This is a genomic window from Arthrobacter sp. PAMC 25486, assembly GCF_000785535.1.
Lineage (GTDB): Bacteria > Actinomycetota > Actinomycetes > Actinomycetales > Micrococcaceae > Specibacter.
Map to the genome: position 1 here is coordinate 4,290,289 of NZ_CP007595.1, position 17,677 is coordinate 4,307,965.

The 17,677-nt window shown below is 64.7% G+C and carries 8 protein-coding genes; 5 read left to right on the forward strand and 3 right to left on the reverse strand.

All coding sequences use genetic code 11. The features are described 5' to 3' along the window. Positions 1–81: 81 nt before the first annotated feature. Positions 82–2,715, reverse strand: coding sequence for an HNH endonuclease signature motif containing protein (locus art_RS19340; protein ID WP_038467515.1), 2,634 nt, complete (start codon positions 2,713–2,715; stop codon positions 82–84). Positions 2,716–2,872: 157 nt separating this feature from the next. On the opposite strand from art_RS19340, the gene art_RS19345 reads away from it, so the two are divergent. From art_RS19345 to art_RS19355, 3 genes are read left to right on the forward strand one after another with little or no spacing between them, the layout of a single operon-like run. Then, positions 2,873–3,976 (forward strand): biotin--[acetyl-CoA-carboxylase] ligase, encoded by a 1,104-nt coding sequence (locus art_RS19345; protein WP_157875376.1) that lies wholly within the window; start codon positions 2,873–2,875, stop codon positions 3,974–3,976. Continuing rightward, entirely contained in the window at positions 3,969–4,577 is a 609-nt protein-coding gene (locus art_RS19350) for a PH domain-containing protein (protein WP_038467519.1), read from the forward strand. The genes art_RS19345 and art_RS19350 overlap by 8 nt, the downstream gene beginning before the upstream one ends. A 13-nt stretch (positions 4,578–4,590) precedes the next feature. Then, on the forward strand, positions 4,591–5,640 hold the full coding sequence (locus tag art_RS19355; protein WP_253901618.1) for an adenylate/guanylate cyclase domain-containing protein: 1,050 nt from the start codon (positions 4,591–4,593) through the stop codon (positions 5,638–5,640). Positions 5,641–5,764: 124 nt separating this feature from the next. Here art_RS19355 and art_RS23195 read toward each other — a convergent pair whose 3' ends face one another. Next, positions 5,765–5,890, reverse strand: coding sequence for a hypothetical protein (locus art_RS23195; protein WP_301537944.1), 126 nt, complete (start codon positions 5,888–5,890; stop codon positions 5,765–5,767). 366 nt (positions 5,891–6,256) lie between these two features. Here art_RS23195 and art_RS19360 point away from each other — a divergent pair, with 366 nt between their 5' ends. Then, on the forward strand, positions 6,257–7,687 hold the full coding sequence (locus tag art_RS19360) for an aminotransferase class V-fold PLP-dependent enzyme (RefSeq protein WP_052136805.1): 1,431 nt from the start codon (positions 6,257–6,259) through the stop codon (positions 7,685–7,687). 75 nt (positions 7,688–7,762) lie between these two features. Here art_RS19360 and art_RS23200 read toward each other — a convergent pair whose 3' ends face one another. Continuing rightward, positions 7,763–10,723 (reverse strand): AAA family ATPase, encoded by a 2,961-nt coding sequence (locus art_RS23200; protein ID WP_038467522.1) that lies wholly within the window; start codon positions 10,721–10,723, stop codon positions 7,763–7,765. Positions 10,724–11,426: 703 nt separating this feature from the next. Between art_RS23200 and art_RS19375 the strand changes: the two genes are divergently transcribed. Then, positions 11,427–17,648, forward strand: a complete 6,222-nt coding sequence (locus tag art_RS19375; RefSeq protein WP_052136806.1) for an Ig-like domain-containing protein — start codon at positions 11,427–11,429, stop codon at positions 17,646–17,648. Positions 17,649–17,677 lie beyond the last annotated feature (29 nt).

Genomic DNA, 17,677 nt, shown 5'->3' on the forward strand with positions numbered 1-17,677 from the left:
TATCTGCCCCTGCATGTGTAGGAACCCTACAAAGTCGCCTGAAAAGAATCTCGCGTTTTAGCCCAGTGGCCGGGTTTTGTGTCAGCGGTTGTTTTTACTGAGGCCGTGGTGGTAATTGTTGCGGCGTGGTTTTTGGCTGCGGTCCATGACATAGGGCGGGGTGTACCAGGGAGTGCCGTCGATGAGTTTGACGCTCCAGTCGCTTTGGTGGAGCAGGGTGTGGTGGCGGCTGCAGAGCAACACTGCGTTGTTCAGATCTGTTTTCCCACCGAGTTGCCAGGGCTGTATGTGGTGGCCCTCGCACCGGGTGGCCGGGTCCCGGCAGTCGGGGAAGGAACAACCCAGGTCGCGGGCGTAGAGGAGTTTGCGTTGGGCCAGGGTGAAGAGGCGTTGGGTGCGGCCTGCATTGATGATGTTCTGCCCGTCGCCGTAGACGAAGCGGGTGGTTTCGGCATCACACAAGGAGTCGGCGAACAGGCCCAGCGGCATAGGCCCGCTGTGGGTGGTGTACGCGGTCCCGCACCCGTCGGTGCGATGCAGGTCTTCCTCGCTGCAGCTGATGATCAGCTGGGTGCGTAGGCCACCGTTCATCGGCAGGGTCCCGGTGCGAGCGGCGAGTTTCACGCAGGCAATCAACCCGTCAAGAACCTTCTGCCCGTGCGTGCGCGTGTCCCTGGTGGCCGGGTCGGTGCTGTCGGGGTCGGTGGAATCCAGCCCGGGCATGTCCTGCTCACTGCCCGGGGCCGGCACCCAGGCCCCGTCGATCAGCCGCGGCCACGGCATTGATGCCTCTTCCGCAGCGTCGTCGTGCCGGGGCTCGCCGAGCCGGCCACCGTCCCATCCCGGCCCAAACCCCTCATCCCGTGCCGGCCCATCATCCGGTGCCGGCCCGTGATCCGCTGATGCCCCGTTGTTCGGAGGCGCTGTGCCGTTTGCCCCGCCAGCTGCTGTTGGCACTGCTGCTGGTGCATTGGTAGTGGCGGTTCTGGATGGTCCCCGCATCCAGGGTGATGGCGGCGGTGGTGGTGGTGGCGGGGTTTCTTCCCAAATGTTGAAGTCGCCGGTGGTGGAGGGTGTCCACAGGCCTGTGGTGGTGGGTTGAGGTCCGAACCAGAACCAGTCATCACCCTCATAGACCGGCGGCACAGCGTTCTCGGGTGCTTCCGGTGGGCGTGGCGGGATCTCCCAATCCTCTAACCGGCGACCCCACCCAGCGTCGGCCCCGGCGTACCAGGTCTCACTCCACCCCGGGATCCCTCGCGAGGATTCCAGCGCATCATCCGGCCCCGACTCAGGCCGCACCGGTGGATCCGGTGGATGCGGTGGTTCCGGTGGTTCCGGCCACGCAGCGGGTTGCGGTGGCTGCAGCCGGTCAGGTAGTTGTGGCTGACCGAGTGGTTGCGGACCTGGCTGCGCCGCGCCCCAGGCCCCGGGACTGCGGGAACCGTGGGGGCTTGCCACCGGATCCGCGAAACGCCCACCCTCATCACTGCCCGGAATGTGGTCATCGTCATCACCCTCAGGGATCACATCACCATCACCATCACCATTGCCATTGCCAATGCCGTTGCCTGACTGTTGGTAGCGGCCATCATCGGCACCGTCGCCACGCCCGTTGCCACGCTCGTCACCACGCTCGTCGCCACTGTCCTCATTGCCGCTGTCGTCACGCCCGTTGCCGTTGTCGTCACCATCAGTGTTGTTCTCCGGGGCGGTGGTGTTGAAGAAGGTGGCCAGGTCTTCGAGGTGATCCAGCAACGATTCCTGCCCGTCCTCACCGGCATCATCACCTGCGCGATCATCGGCACCAGCGGAGCTGTCGCCACCCTCGCAGCCGTCGTTATTAATGCTGTTGATGTCTTTGTGTTTGTTGGGGTTGGTGTCACTGGCGATCGCGGCCATGATCTGCTCGTATTGCTCGATCGTGCACGCACCATAGATGGTGACCAGCCCGCGCCGGGCCCGACGGAAGAACAAGCCCTGCTTGGCCCGCAGATCCGAGGCGGAGGGCTTGTTCCCGTCCGGATCAATCACGCTCATGATCCGGTTCCCGAGCTGCCGCACGAAGTCCGGGTCGTGGTCCCTGGCCGCGTCGAGGAGGTCCTGCTCGACCGCGGCGCACACCTCCTGGGTGATCCGCCCGTCATGGGCCAACCGGTCCGCGTCCGCGACGAAACCCAACACCATGCCGGCTTGTTCCTGGGAGATCGCACCCTCAAAGAACGTCTGCCCCACCCCCGGGTGCGCGGCAGGGGCGGCCTGGCCGGTCATCCCATCGACCACCGGCAGCACCTGGGCGGCAACATGGATCCGCTTGCTCGCCTCCCGGGCACTTAGTCGCAGGGACTGCACCAGCAACGACACCGCACCCTTGGCACCCGTCTCAGCGAAACGCCCCGCAGCCACCCGCTGGGCCAAATCACCAGCGACTTGCACCGAGATTCCTTGGGCAACCCGTAACAGGGCCTCCACATCCTGCGCCACAACTACACACCGGGCATCAGAGTAGTCAGCCACAGGCAACGGCAACCCCACACCAGACGCCGGGCCAGACCGTGCTTCAGAATGGTTGATGGAATCAGAGGGCAGAGAAGTTTCAGGGGTGTCGGGGTTCAGGGCCGCGGCAAGATTCAGGAGCTGGTGAACAAGATCACCAACCCGCACATCCCCTGAATCGGAGCCAGAAATATCCGGCTCCTGCACCGTTTCTCTCATACATACATTCTAAAGCAAGGGTCTGACATTCCTCCAGACACCCCTGACCAGTTGGGAACAACCACACCCCCAACCACCCCTGGGGAGGAACCAAGCGGCAACAGATCTCAGCCCTGAGGCGGATCCAGTGTCCCCTGCGCCGGATAGGATTGGAGGCATGACCGGCTCTACAACTTCATCCGACCAGCACGGTCAGACCGAACCCCAAAATATCCAGGCTCAACCCCTGAAAGTCGCGCCCCAGCCAACTATGGCCCTGCCAACAGAGCGTCTGCCAACAGCGCCCCTCGATCCTGCCCGCCTCAAGGCTGCGTTGATGCATCCACAAGGTGACTTTGGCCGTGTCGAGGTGGTTGCCTCGGCAGGCTCCACAAATACGGACTTGGCTGCCGGTGCCGCAGACCCTGAGCAATTCTGGCCGGACCTGAGCGTCTTGATCGCGGATGCACAGCCAGCAGGCAAAGGCCGGCTTGGGAGGGCCTGGGAAGTTCCGGCCGGAGCCGCCATGATTTCAAGCGTGCTCGTTTGGCCGGGCGAGCAGCAGGCAACAGGCACCGCGGCAACACCAGACTTTGCATCCTCAGGCTACGGTTGGCTGTCCATCCTCGCCGGCGTGGCCCTGTGTGAAGCCTTGCTTTCCCTCACAGGCGTGCCCACGGAACTGAAGTGGCCCAACGACGTGGTGTCCGGCGGGCGAAAACTCGCGGGAATCCTCGCCCAAGTCGTGCCAGTAAAAGCGCAAACAGCAGCGGAACTCCAAGCAACAGCGAGAACTACAGCAAGATCAACACCAACTTCACCCACAGCAGTGGCAACGCCGGGCACTCAGGCGGGGTTCGGCGTCGTAATCGGGGCAGGCGTGAATGTCAGCCTGTCAGCGGAAGAGCTACCCACGGAACGGGCCACCTCGTTGCTGCTGGAGGGTGCAACCACACTGGACCGCAACGAACTTCTTGCCGCGTATCTGAACAAATTCGCCGCCCGCTATCGCGACTTTGTCAGCGTCGGCGGAGATGCCCAAAAAGCCATGGCCGGCGGGCAAAGCATGGTGGAACTCGCGGAGGCGCACCTCAGCACTTTGGGCCAGGAAGTGCGTGCGGAGCTGCCGGGCGGAACCATGCTGCGCGGGACCGCCGTGGGACTCGGCACCGACGGGGGGCTGGACATCCGCGACGCTGCCGGGCAAATGCACCACGTCAGTGCCGGGGATGTGATCCACCTGCGTCGCACCACAGCCGATGGCACGGTGAAATATGCATAAATGGTTGTTGGAGGGCGAGCAGGTGGAAATTTGCTGCCGGCCCCATTCGCGCATCCTGGTTTGGCCCATTACGGTAGGGCTGCTGGTCATCCTGTTGGGATCGGCTGCTCTGGCAAAATTGCAGCCGGGACCATTTTCACACTGGGCGCCCGGCATGGAACCATGGCGTGAACCGGCGTTGGTGCTGCTGGTGGTTGCCGGCGGCCTCACACTGCTGCTTTATCCGGTGCGGAGGGTCTGGCGGTGGGCCTGGACACGCTACTTTTTGACCAGCCAACGCCTGCTGGTGCGGCGCGGACCCTTTGGCCGTTTCATCGCCATTCATTCCATGGAACAGATCCAGGAGGTCCGGCCCGTGCAGAAGTGGCGGCAAAAGATGGCTGGATCCGGTGACCTGCAGCTGCACATGTACAGGGGGCCCATACGGACCTTGGCTGAAGTTCCGGCTCTGACACGCTTTAATAAGGAGACCCAACAAGCCTGGATAAAGGTTTTCCGGACTTCCGTGGCGTCGATTCAGCAAACGCCCCAGCCGGGGGACTACGCTAGTGAAGTTGGTATGAGAGAGAAGGGGCTGCGCAAGCTTGGAAGAGACCACTGATCCAACCGAGCCTCTGTTGCCTCCCGCGTCACGACACCAGACGCGTGATCTGGAAACACAGCTACTCGGCGGCGAACGGACGCTCAGGCGCCGCGAAGTCGCCGCCGGTGCCGGCGTTTCATTGCTGTCGGCACGCAAAATTTGGCGTGCCATGGGATTCCCCAACTTGGGGGACGACGACGTCGCATTCACCGAGCGTGACAAGGACGCCCTAAAAACGGTGGTCACCATGGTCCGCGAAGGCCTCCTGACGGAGGAGACCGCCATTTCCGTCACCCGCTCGATCGGGCAGATGACTGACCGCATGGCGGTATGGCAGATCGAGGCGCTCGTTGAAGACCTGGTGGTGGAACACGGTGTCAGTGACGCCGAAGCCCGCCGCGCAGTCGTCTCTGAGCTGCCCAACTTGATCGCCCCGCTGGAAGAACTGCTGGTGTACTCGTATCGGCGCCAACTCAATGCAGGCATCCAACGCCTGGCAGTGCGTGCCGAAGAAGGCCTGGCCTCCAGTGAGCTGGGACGTGCCGGTGACGAAGACGACGCGCCGCTGCCTCTGGCCCGTGCCGTGGGCTTCGCCGACCTTGTCAGCTACACCTCCCTGTCCCGGCGGATGAACGAAAAAACGCTGGCTCGCCTCGTGCAGCGCTTTGAAAACATTTGCGCCGAAATCATCAGCGTCGGTGGCGGCCGGCTGGTCAAAACCATTGGCGATGAAGTCCTCTTCAACTGTGAAACCCCGGTTGCGGGCGCCCAAATCTCCCTGGCACTGGCCGAGGCCATGGCTGCCGATGACTTCCTGCCCGAGGCCCGCGTCGCCATGGTGTGGGGCCGGGTGCTCTCCCGCCTGGGCGACATTTACGGACCCACCGTCAACCTTGCAGCACGCCTGACATCGTTGGCGCAACCGGGAACCGTGCTGATTGACTCCGTGACGGCTTCCGCCCTGACCAACGACGACAGGTTCATCCTGACCCAGCTCCCCGTGGAAAACGTCCGCGGTTTCGGCGAAATTGCCCCCGTGCTGCTGGGACGCGGCAAGGGCCAGGGGATTGTCGTCGACTGACCTTCGCATCGCCGGCGGCATGTTCCTTAAGTACGACGGCGCGTCCCGGCTGCCGCTGGCTGCTTCCCGGCTGCCGCAGGGTTGGGTAGTGAGCCGGGGCCGCTGTTGGGCATGAATCAGCGCGTCAGCGCGTCCTGCCGGCGACAAGGCGGGCCAGATAAGCGATGATGACAGGGTCACCCTGGCTGATCCCCAACAGGGAGAAGCATTCGACGCCGGACGCCTCAACCACCGCTTCCAGGTCGCCCACCCATTCCCGAAACCCCAGGCTCGGATAGTTTCGGTCCGAGAGTCCGAGAGTCCGAGAGTCCGAAGCCGCGTTCGTCGTATGTCGCCGTGGTGTGTTCGGAGCTGAGAAATTCCAGCCAGTGTCGCCACACCGGAGACGCCCAGTCCCGCACCAGATTCGCCAGCAAATCCGCGGCCTGTTTCTGGCGGCACCGGCCTTGCCGCCGCCGCATGGAAAGGGCTGGGTGCCATGATCGCCCTGGTCCTGGTCCTGGTCCTGGCCCGTGGCCCTGGCCGCGGCACTGCGGCCGGAGTACCGTAAGAATCCAGCGGCGAAGTAGCAGGGCAGCATCTTTGAGCCGTTCGGCATATTGGAGGCCATCACGCCATGAGGACCCACAGTCAGGCAGGGGATTACCAGGCAGCGCTGGACCGTGCACATGCGCACGCAAGCGGCTGGCTCGAGTCCTTGCCAACACGTCCCGCCGGGCCCCGGATCGACGCCGACGCGCTCCTGGCCCAGTTCTCCGAACCCCTGCAGGAGCAACCCATGGACCCGGCCGCCGTCGTCGATGAGCTGGCACGCCTGGCCGAACCCGGGCTGATGGCGATGCCCTCGGGCCGGTTCTTCGGCTGGGTCATTGGCGGCACGCTCCCGGCTGCCATGGCCGCCGACTGGCTGGTTAGCGCCTGGGACCAGAATGCGGCCATGCGCTATGCCACCCCGGCCACCGCAGCAGCGGAAGAGGCTGCCGGTGTCTGGCTGCTGGAACTGCTGGGGCTGCCCGCCGGAGCCGACGTCGGCTTCACCACCGGGGCAACCGGGGCCAACTTCGCCGGCCTGGCCGCTGCACGGGCGCATGTCCTTGACCTGGTCGGCTGGGACCTTGCCACGGATGGGTTGTCAGGTGCCCCCAGGGTGCGGGTCCTGGTGGGCGCCGAGCGACATGCCTCCATTGACATGGCGCTGAAATATCTGGGTCTGGGCAAACCGGCCGAGGTCGCTGTCGACACGCAGGGCCGCATGCTGCCCGCCGCCCTCGCCGAAGCGATGGACGCCGGAACCGGCCCGGCAATTGTCTGCCTGCAGGCGGGAAACCTGCATTCCGGCGCGTCGGATCCCATGGCCGAGACCGCTGCGATTGCCCACAGGCACGGGGCATGGGTGCACGTTGACGGCGCGTTTGGGCTGTGGGCTGCGGCTAGCCCGACGCACCGCCACCAGCTGGCCGGCCTTGCGGACTGTGACTCGTGGGCCACCGATGCACACAAGACCCTCAACGTTCCTTACGACTGCGGCGTGGTCATCGTCTCGGCGCCTGAACCTCTTCGGTCAGTTTTCGGCGTGCACACCAGTTATCTCGTCTCAGACGACCACGGTCCCGGCGACCCCTTCGAAAAGGTGCCGGAGTTTTCGCGCCGGGCCCGCGGCGTGCCGGTTTGGGCGGCCCTGCGTTCCCTGGGCACGTCCGGCGTCGTGGCGCTGGTTGACAGATTGGTGGCCCATGCCCAGGCCTTTGGGGCTGCCCTGTCCCGCCTGGACGGTGTTGAAGTGCTTAACGACGTAGTCTTCACCCAGGTATGCGTGAGTTTTGGATCCGATGCGCGCACCCGCCGCATCATCGCCAGGATCATCGCCGACGGCACCACCTGGATGTCCGGCTCGCGCTGGGCCGGGCGGGACATCCTGCGTATCTCGGTGAGCAACTGGGCTACGGACGACGACGATGTGGCGGCGTCCCTGGCCGCCGTCGCGCGGGCGGTCGCCGCCGAGGACGCGGGCGCAGGCATGAAACCCGTCCGATTGTCCCCGCAATGAGTTTGCGGGCGGCGGGGAGAGATGGTTGTCTCCAGCCTCACCGTTCGTCTGAAGCACGACGGCGGGAGGCCCCCTTCACGGGGGAGGGCGAGTTCTAGCGGTCGTACTTTGGGCAGGTGCAACGGGCCCAGCAGCGGCCGGCCGGGTCGCGAGCCGGGACAGGTCAAGACGGTTGGCGGCACCCGTCTTGCGCAGCAGGTTGGAAATGTGCGAGCTCACGGTTTTCTCGCTGATCACCAGGGATGCGGCAATCTCCGCATAGGTGCGTCCGGCGACGACGTATTCGAGAATCTCACGCTCTCGAGGGGTGAGCCCGGGCAGTGTGGCATGGGCCGCCGCCGAATCGCGGACGATTGGGCGGTCGACTGTGATCCGGGCGCGCGTGGCAAGTTCACGCAGCTGTTCCTGGATCGGCCCTGCCCGGAGTTCTTCGGCCAGATCGAGCCCACGGCGGAGGACGGCGGCAGCCAGCCCACGCTGTGCGTGTCCGTGCAACAGCAGCGATTCCACGGCCCGCCAACAGGAGTAGGCCTCCTCCCAGCGCAGGGTTGCCGCGTGGCAGGCGTCGGCTGTCCGGATCCAGTCCGTAGCGTTGTCCGCACACTCGCGGGCCCGGCCAACTTCGGCGACGTACAGCAGGTCGAGTGCCGCCAGCTGCAGGGTGTACAACACGGTTGTTTCACCAACATCCCGCAGCGTGATGGGGAACCGCTGCACCAGCTCGTCGGTCAGCGCAGCCAGGGCGGCGGTGGGGGCCCCTTCATCCTTGGCCAGCCGGATGCTATCCGCGAGGGAACGGGCGGCAAGGGGGATCAGCCATTCGCACATGGTGGGGGCCAGCCCGTCCGCGGTCGCCCCGATCATCGCCGCGGCGTACGCCGCCTCAGGCTGTCCGGCAGCCAGGCAAATTTCGGCGCGGATGGCATCGAAGTCAAGGTTGGTGAACGCGGATTTCTGTGAGTACAGTTCCTCGGCGCGGGCAAGGTGTGACTGGGCCTCATCCGTCCGGCCCTGCCAGGCCGCGAGCCTGGCAGCCGTCAGGCGGGCGGCTACGTCGCCCATCGTGCCGGGATCCGAGCCAAGCGCTATGCGCAGGGCCTGCTCGCATTCCCGCCACTGCCCGATGGCCAGGTAGCTGCCCGCCTCGTCGGCGGCCATTTTGGCGATGTACACGTGCGGTGCACCGAGCCTGGCCAGTTCCTGCCTCCCTGCACGCATGAGATCGGCAAATACCTGGCTGGTCCACGTCTCAGTGGCATTGGCAAGCCACATCGTAGCGTGGACAAAGGCCCAGAACTCGCGGGCCTGCACGGCGGCAGCCATGCCCTCGGTGGCAAAGGCCCGAGCCCGCCGTGCAGACCCTTTGGTCAACGCCGTCATGGAGTTCGCCGTCAGTGCGTAGGACAGTGCGCGGGGATTGCCGGCGGCCCGGGCAATGGTGAGGGCCCGCACGGCGTGGCTTTCCGCCTCGGCCTCGTCCTTCCACACTCCAACATGGGCCAGCTCGGCCAGTGCAAGCGCATGCTGCCAGCTTTCCGGCTCGACGGCGGTGAGCCGCACCGCCTCGCGCATCTCGCCGAGGGTCATGAAGGAACGTCCCATGGAAAAGCGCAGGTGCGCGCGCCGCACCAGCAGTTCGCCCGCTTCCAGGGGCCTGGTGCCGATGTCGGGACCGGACAACAGTGCCTCCACCGCCTCCAGCTCTTCGTCCATGGAGCCTGTCTCCGCTGCGGCAGCCCGCAGCCTGGACCACAATTCCTGCTGGCTCTCCACTGCGTCCGGCAGGCCGCTGCGCAGCCCCACTGCGCGTCGCAGCAGGCGCAGCATCTCGGCCGTCCCGCCTGCGTGCCCCGCGGCTGCGGATGCACGCAGGGCCCACCGGTAGGCGTCGCCGGTGTGGCCCGATGTGTAATGGTGGTCTGCCAGTGCCGCGAGCGAGGCAAAATCCGGCGCTTCATGGTCTGCCAGCCGGTTCTCCTCATGGGCGGCGAATGCGCCATGCCAACGGATCCGCTCGTCCGCGTCCAGGCGCTGCTCAAGCACCTCGGCGATCAGGGGATGGTGAAACCACCAGTGCGTTCCGTCCAGGCTGCATTCGACGATGCCCGCGTCGGCCGCTTCGTGCAGCAGCGCCAGGACGCCGTCGGGCAAGCCCTTCGGCCGTGCGACGGCGCCGAGGTCCTCCGCTCGCACCGGCCGGCCGCCGACAGCCATGAGCTGTGTGAGCCGCCGCGACCCGGCAGACAGGCCACGCCAGGAGCGCAGGACCGCTGCCTTGAGGTCGGAGGGCAACTCGGCCGGCAAATGGCGTGCATCGGGTTTCAAGCCCGCGACCACCAAGCGGTTGAGGTAGGCGTTTCCGGCAGTGTGCGTGAAGATTTCCTGCAGCAGCGACTGGTGCGGGGGCGCGCCCAGCAAATGCGCCAACTGGGCCTCGGTGTCCAAGCGGTCGAAGGGGTGCAATCCCAGCCAGTCGATGCGGGGCAGGCGCCGGATGTCGGCGAGCCAGCGGTGCAGCGGGTGGGCTTCGTCAACCTCGCCGGTGCGCAGGGTGGCGATGATGGCCAGGCGCCGGTTGGTCGGGCCGGCGATCAGGTACATCAGCACATCCAGGGTGCTTTGGTCTGCCCACTGCAGGTCGTCAATGACCATCACCACCGGCCGGCGCAGGCAGAGCTCATCAAGCCAGACATCAATCGCGACGGGTACATCGTGTGGCACTTCGCCGGCTTTTGGCAGCGTCGGTCGCGCATCGCCGTCGAACCGGGGAGCGGCGCGGAAGGCCGATCGCAGCGCAAGGAACGGGACCGTCATTGACGCCAACGGCAGGCAGGCCCCGGCGAAGACCCATGCCGCGAGGCCAGGGGCATTGCACGCGTGCTGCACCAGGGCGGTTTTTCCGACGCCGGCATCACCGGAGACCACGAGCGTGCCGGCCGTGCCTGCCGCAGCGCCAGCCAAAAAGCCGCCAAGGAGGCCCAGCTCCGTTGCCCGCCCAACAATGTCCGCGCCGTCAGCGCCCGCGTATTCGCCCACCCTATAAGTTTCGCACCGCTACGCCCGGCGGGCGTGGAATATCAGGGTTTTTCCTAATTTCCTGAGGGGCAGTTCCGGATGCTGTGCAGCCGATCCGGGAGGAGGGTTGAGACATCAGATCCACATCCAATGAAAGGCAAGAACATGCATGTTACACATCCTGCACCGCGGTGGGCGGGACTTGCCGCCGCCGCGCTGCTCCTGGCCTTCGTGGCACCTGGGCCTGCTGTTGCTCGACAGGATCCGGGAACGACCGGGGCAATCGTGCCGGTGTTGACGGGCCAGCAGTGCCCGTTGACGCGGATCGGCACTCAATTGCTCCGCTGTGACGCCCTCACGGGGGCCGGGGTCCCTGCCCCGTCCTGGGTGCCCGAGAGCTGAAAGGGACCGCGCACGCCGCCCGGCACGGGCCGCGTGCGCGGTCCCGGCAGCACCGTGGGCTCGGTCTGGACCACGTCGAAGCCCGTTCCTGCAACGGCCTCCTCCACCACCCCTGGAACCCGCGCAATCCCTTGGGATTCCGGGGAAGTTGGTGCCGCACCAACACCCCGGCCCAAGGTGAGTCAATGTCGCATTACCGCCCGACAATTAGGCCATCATATGGAGCAACCCGTTATGATGCTTAGGGTGGCCTGCGGTTGTGGGCCGTTTCTGGGGTGGGTTTCAGGCTTTACCGTGGTTCAGACGATAAATAAGGTTTCACATGGCATTGAACGATCTGTTCACCAAGTCCACAAGCAAAAAGCAGGTTTTGACGGCGTCGGCTGCCATCATGCTGTCGGCGGCAGTGGTGACAGGCGCCATCGTGTATCCGGGCTTTGCCACCGCGGATGTGGACCTCAATGACGGCAGCGTGTGGGTCACGAACCGCGCCGACGGCCTGGTGGGCCACCTCAACGGCCAGTCAAAAGTACTCGACGGCGGGTTCACGGCGACAACCACCAATTTCGATGTCATCCAGAACGCCAACAATGTCTTCATGAGCTCCGATTCGGGCTCCCTTCTTAACACTGTCAGCGCACCCCTCATGGCCATGGAATCCGAGACCAACCTTGGCGGCGGCAAATACGCCTCACAGGGCACCAACATGGTCTCGTTGACGGATCCCAACCAGGGCAAGGTCTGGGCGCTGGAGAACGCCGCCGTCCAGGGATTCACCGACCAGGGCACCGTCCCCATTCTCACCGGGCTGGGCAGTGCGGTTTCCGTCACGGCCCCCAATGACACGATCTACACCGCCGACCCAGTGAAGGGTGAGCTCATCACCACGGTGGTGACCGGCAATGGTGCCGTCAGTTCGCAGGAGCGGACCACGGTGGCTGGCATGGCCGGCCTGGAGGACCTGCAGATCACGGTTGCCGGCGGCAAGCCGGTCACCTTCTCCGCCGAGGCCGGGAAAATGTTCCTCCCGGGGGACAAAATGGTTGAGCTGGAGAAGTCCGACGGCGGACTGCTCGCCCAGGCGAGCAGCGAAGGGGACTTTGTGGCCTTGGGGACGGCGACGGCGCTGATCACCCAGCCGCTTGATGGCTCGGCTGCGAAGGTGCTTTCGTTGCCGGAGGACGGCAGCGGCAGTGCTGCAGCACCCGTGGTGCAAAACGGTTGTGTTCATGCGGCCTGGTCTGGTGCCAACAAATATGTGCTGTCCTGCAACGGGGCAGGGGAGTTCATCGACATCCCCCAGGCCGCCGCCAATTCCAAGTTCGTGTTCCGCAAGAACCGTGACGTGGTGGTGCTGAACGATATCAACACCGGCAATGTGTGGCTGGTCAACCAGAACATGCTCCTCGTCAACAACTGGGACGACCTTAAAACGGACATGAAAAAGGCGGACGACGCCGAACACGATTCGGCAGACCCTAACGTGGTCAGCACGCTGCCCGACAGGACCAAGCCCAACCGGCCGCCGCTGGCCACCGCCGACGAGTTTGGCGTGCGGGCAGGAAAAACCACGATCCTGCCTGTGCTGTTCAACGATTCAGACCCCGACGGGGATGTGCTGAGCGTTGAACAACCCGCCGTGGATCCGTCCGTGGGTGCTGTCTCCTCAATTTATGACGGCACCGGACTACAGATCACGGTGCCGTCCGAGCAGGCCGGGTTCGCACAATTCAACTATGTCGCCAACGACGGACGCGGCGGCACCGCCCGCGCCGATGTCAGTGTCAGGGTGGTCCCGCCCGCTGAAAACACGGCACCGCGCACCATGCGCGATCAGATCCTGGTGGTGGAACAGGGCCGCACCATGAGCCAGAACATCCTGCTCGACTGGATCGACCCCGACGGCGATGACATCTTTCTGCGTGACGCCGTCTCCGACGATAATTCCGCCGTCATCAAGACCACCCCCGACGGTCAGCTGAGCTACACGGACGACGGCGAGGAAATCGGACTAAAAACCATGACCGTCACCGTCTCCGACGGGCTGGCCATCACCGAGGAAAAAATCAAGGTCAACGTCAAACCGGCAGGTGCCGTACCGCCGGTGGCCAACGCTGATTTCTTCCGTGCCATTGTTGGTGAACCGGTGGTTCTTGCACCGCTGAAAAATGACCAGGACCCCGCCGGTGGAACGCTGCGGCTGGCCAGCGTCTCCGCCGTGCCCAACGCCCAGATGTCAAAGATCACGGACGACGGAACCGTCACCTTCACCTCCAGCACCGCGGGTCCGGTCTACCTGGAATACCAGGTGACCAACGGGCCCATGAGCGCCACGGGCCTGATCCGTGTTGACGTGCAGGAAGCCAACAAGCAGGGGCTTCCCGTGGCCGTCAAGGACCTGGCCATGCTGCCCTCCGGCGGCTCGGTGCTGGTGGACGTGTTAGGCAATGACAGCGACCCGGCAGGCGGGGTGCTGGTGGTCCAGTCGGTGGAACTGCCTGGAGGATCACCTGTTTCGGCGACGATCATTGAACGCAATATCGTGAAGTTGACGGACCTGCGCGGCCTCAAGGACACCCTGAGCATCAAATACACCATCTCCAACGGGGCGGGCAGCGCCGTGGGCGAGATTTCCGTGGTCCGCATTCCTGCCCCCGACAAGCTGGAGTCGCCCAGGGTGGAACCCGACACGGCCCGGGTCAGGGTGGGCGATGTTGTGAACATCCCGGTGCTGCTCAACGACAGCGACCCCAACGGCGAAGTGCTGAAGGCTCCGGAGGTCATGGAAAGCCCCGATCCGGCCCTCGGCAAGCTCTTCACCGACCAAAACGAGCTGCGCTTCATCGCCGGGCCCACACCAAAAACCGTGCAAGGCGTGTACCGGGTGACCAACAGCACCGGCCAATACAACTCCGCCCCAGTCACCATCACCATCGTGCCCAACGACCCCGAGCACAACCAGCCGCCGGCCGCCAAAAACCTGACCGGCCGTGTCATCGCGGGTGAGCAGGTCCGCATCCTGGTGCCCCTGAACGGGATTGACCCCGAAGGCGACTCGGTGGAGCTGGTGGGCATTGACAAGGGCCCCTCGTTGGGAACTGCCGAAACCGGCAACGGCTTCATTTTTTACACCGCCGGTGGGAGCTCGGCCGGCACGGACTCTTTCACCTATAGGGTCCGGGACAGGCTTGGCGCGGAATCCATCGCGCGAGTTGATGTGGGTGTTGCGCAGCCGCTGAACATGAACCACCCTCCCGTGACCGAGGACGACTACATCACCATGCGTCCTGGGCGAAAGGTTGCCCTGGACGTGCTGCTCAATGACTCAGATCCCGACGGCGGCCAGCTAGGCCTCGTGAAGTCCGGCTTCCAGGGACCGGAGGAAATGCAGCCCTCGGTGACCGACAAGGGCAAGGTGCTGCTCACCTCACCCATGGAACCGGGCATCGCCACCATGATGTACACCGCGGCCGACAAATTTGGTGCCACAGCCACCGGCAACATCCGCATGACCGTGTCCCCGGACGCCCCGCTGAAGGCACCGGTCGCCCGTGACGACAGGGTCACGGTGCAGCAGATGCTGGGCAAAAACACGGTGGATGTTCCCGTACTGGAAAATGATGCAGACCCCGACGGTGTCACCGAGGAACTCAACGTTGCCGTGCAGGCGCTGCCGGGGGGAGCAGACACCACAGCCATCGTGACCTCCACGGGTGCCGTTCGCGTGGTGCTTGAACCCGGCGAGCAGTTGATTCCCTACACCGTGACCGACCAGGACGGGCTCACCTCAACAGCCATTATTTGGGTGCCGGGTCTGGACAAGCAGTATCCGGTGTTGAAAAACCATGACGTCATCCGGCTCACCGCCGGGGAGTCCGCCGTCATGATGCTCGCCGACTATGTGCAGGTCAGGGAGGGTAGGACGCCGCGGTTGACCGAGGCCTCAAAGATCTCACTCGTTGGGGCACCCAGCGCCAATGTCATTGAAGGCGACGGGGAGGGCATCAACTATGCTGCCGACATCACGTACTACGGTCCCGGCTCCATCACCTTTGAAGTCACCGACGGCACAGGCCCGGACGATCCCGAGGGCCTGAAGTCAACGCTGACAGTCATGACCCTCGTGGATCCGGCCCCCGCCAAGGAAGAGCCTGCGGCCCCTGAAGAGACGGTTCCGGCGGAGGAAAAGAAGGAAGAACCAAAGAAAGAGGAGAAGAAGAACACTCCTCCCACCTTCACCGGATCGATGCTGGAAGTTCCGCAGCAGGAAACCGTCAAGCTGGATGTTGGGCCGATGGCGTTCGACGTCGATCCCGGCGACAAGGACAAGTTCACGTTCGCGATGGTGGGCAACCAGCCGGCAAACTTCAAGGTCACTTTTGACGGCACAATGCTCACCGCCACGCAGAGCACCGGCACCAAGGTTGGCACCAAGGCCACCGTGCAGGTGAGCGTCAGCGACGGCAGCAACGATCCCGTCATTGCCGACGTGGCCTTGACCGCCACCTCATCGTCCCTGCCGCTGCCCGTGGCCAACCAAGACATCGTCAAGGACGGGCACGCGGGCCGAGAGGAAGTCATTAAGGTGCTGCTCAACGATGTCAACCCGTTCCCGGACACCCCGCTGAAGGTTGTTGACACCACCATCGAGACAGATCCCAAGGGCATCGTCGTCACTTTTGTCAACGACGCCGTGACGGTCAACACCGACGAGAACTACAAGGGCACCGTGGTGGTGAGCTACGTGGTCGAGGACAAGACGAAGGACAAGGACCGCCGGGCGAACGGGAAGATCCGTATCACCGTCAAGGGAAAGCCGGACTCCCCAAGCAAGCCGCAGGTCCTGGAGGAAAAGGACAAGGCGGTCCTGCTGACCTGGGATCCCCCGGCCGACAACGGCTCGCCACTGACCGGTTACACCGTGAGTTGGGCCGGCGGCTCGCAGAAGTGTGCCACCAACACCTGCACCATCACGGGCCTGGAAAACGCCGTGGAGTACAAGTTCAAGGCCACGGCAACCAACGCCGTCGGCGAATCGGATGCCTCACCGCTCTCGGTCGTGGCAGTGCCCGACCGCAGGCCGGATGCGCCGGGCGCCCCGGCCACGGCGTTTGGGGACCAGGCAGTGACGTTGACGTGGAACACCCCTGTGGGGGAGTTCTCGCCGGTCACAAAGTTCAACGTGGAGATTTCTCCTGCACCCGCAGGCCAGAACGCCCAGCGGACGGGAATGAGCGGGAACACGCTGACCTGGTCAGGCCTGAGCAACGGCACCGAATACCAGTTCCGCGTCCAGGCCGTGAACAGCGCGCCCCAGCCGTCCGAGTGGAGCCCTTATTCAGGGTCGGAAGTCCCGGCAGGCAAGCCGGCCGCGCCGGCGGCACCTACCGTGCAGGTGCTGGAGCGCGTTGGCAGCCAGAATCAGATCGGCGTCAACTGGGACATTCCCTTTGCCAATGGCGCCCAGATTGCCTCCTACATCCTGACCCAGTCCGGTGGCGGCGTGCCTGCCAGGACTTACCAGCCGACGACGAACAGCCAGACTGTTGCTGTCAGCAACTCCACCGAGCCGTACAGCTTCAGTGTTGTGTCGACCAACAAGGCCGGCAACAGCGACCCCAGCCCTGCCTCGACACCGCAACGCGCAGTGGGCAAGGTGGCCATGATGGCCCCGCCCAGCCTGGCGCTCGTCAATGAGGGCGGCGCCGGCGGGCAGGTGCAGCTCAGCTACACGCCGCTGGACGCCGGCCAACTCAGCGGCTACGCGGCTGACGAGGTCAGCTACTGCGTCAGCCTCTCAACTGGTGCCAATCAGTGCGGTGCCCCGTCAGGGGTCGTCCTGGCTTCACCCAATGGTGGCGACGTCACCGGAAATGTCTGGGCGGTTGCCTCCGCGGCAGGCATCGATTCCAAGGGTGATGCCTCACCGCCGTCGAACACTGTCACGCCGTTCGGGAACCCCGGCGCGGCCGGTGTGGGCGGCAGCAACGGTGCCCAGGACTCCCAAACCGTGAGTTACAGCTGGACCTTCCCCGCCGGGGCGGTCGACGTCGCCAAATTTGAGGTGCGCATCGGTGGTGGCGCATGGACAAGTAAGACTGGCAATGGCAGCGACAGCTATAACACGGGCGGCTACAGCAAGAGCGTCACCGTTGAAGCCCGCACCATGAACTCGGTGGGTACCTACGGTCCAGTGGCTTCGAAGGCGCTGGCGAGCGGTGCGAAGACGCCACCGCCGCCCAAGACCTTTGTCAAGGTTCAAAACGGTATCTGGCACTCCTGCACGGAAGGCCCCGGTGAGAGCTACAACTTCGCAGAGAACCCCACCAGGTGCGACGGCGTGGTGTCCAAGGGCGGCAACAACGACCTTGGCGGAAAATGGCTGGACACTATCGATGGCGAGGTCCAGGTGACCGGCTGCGCCCCCGGCTGGGCCGCCGCCTGGTATGTCATTGCCCCCGGCCAGCATCACGCGGGACGTTGGGTCAGCGGTGAAACCGTAGACGTTCGTCAGGAGAACGGCGGAAACATCCGCTGCGGCTGACTTGGCGCACCATGGCCGGATCCCGCCAG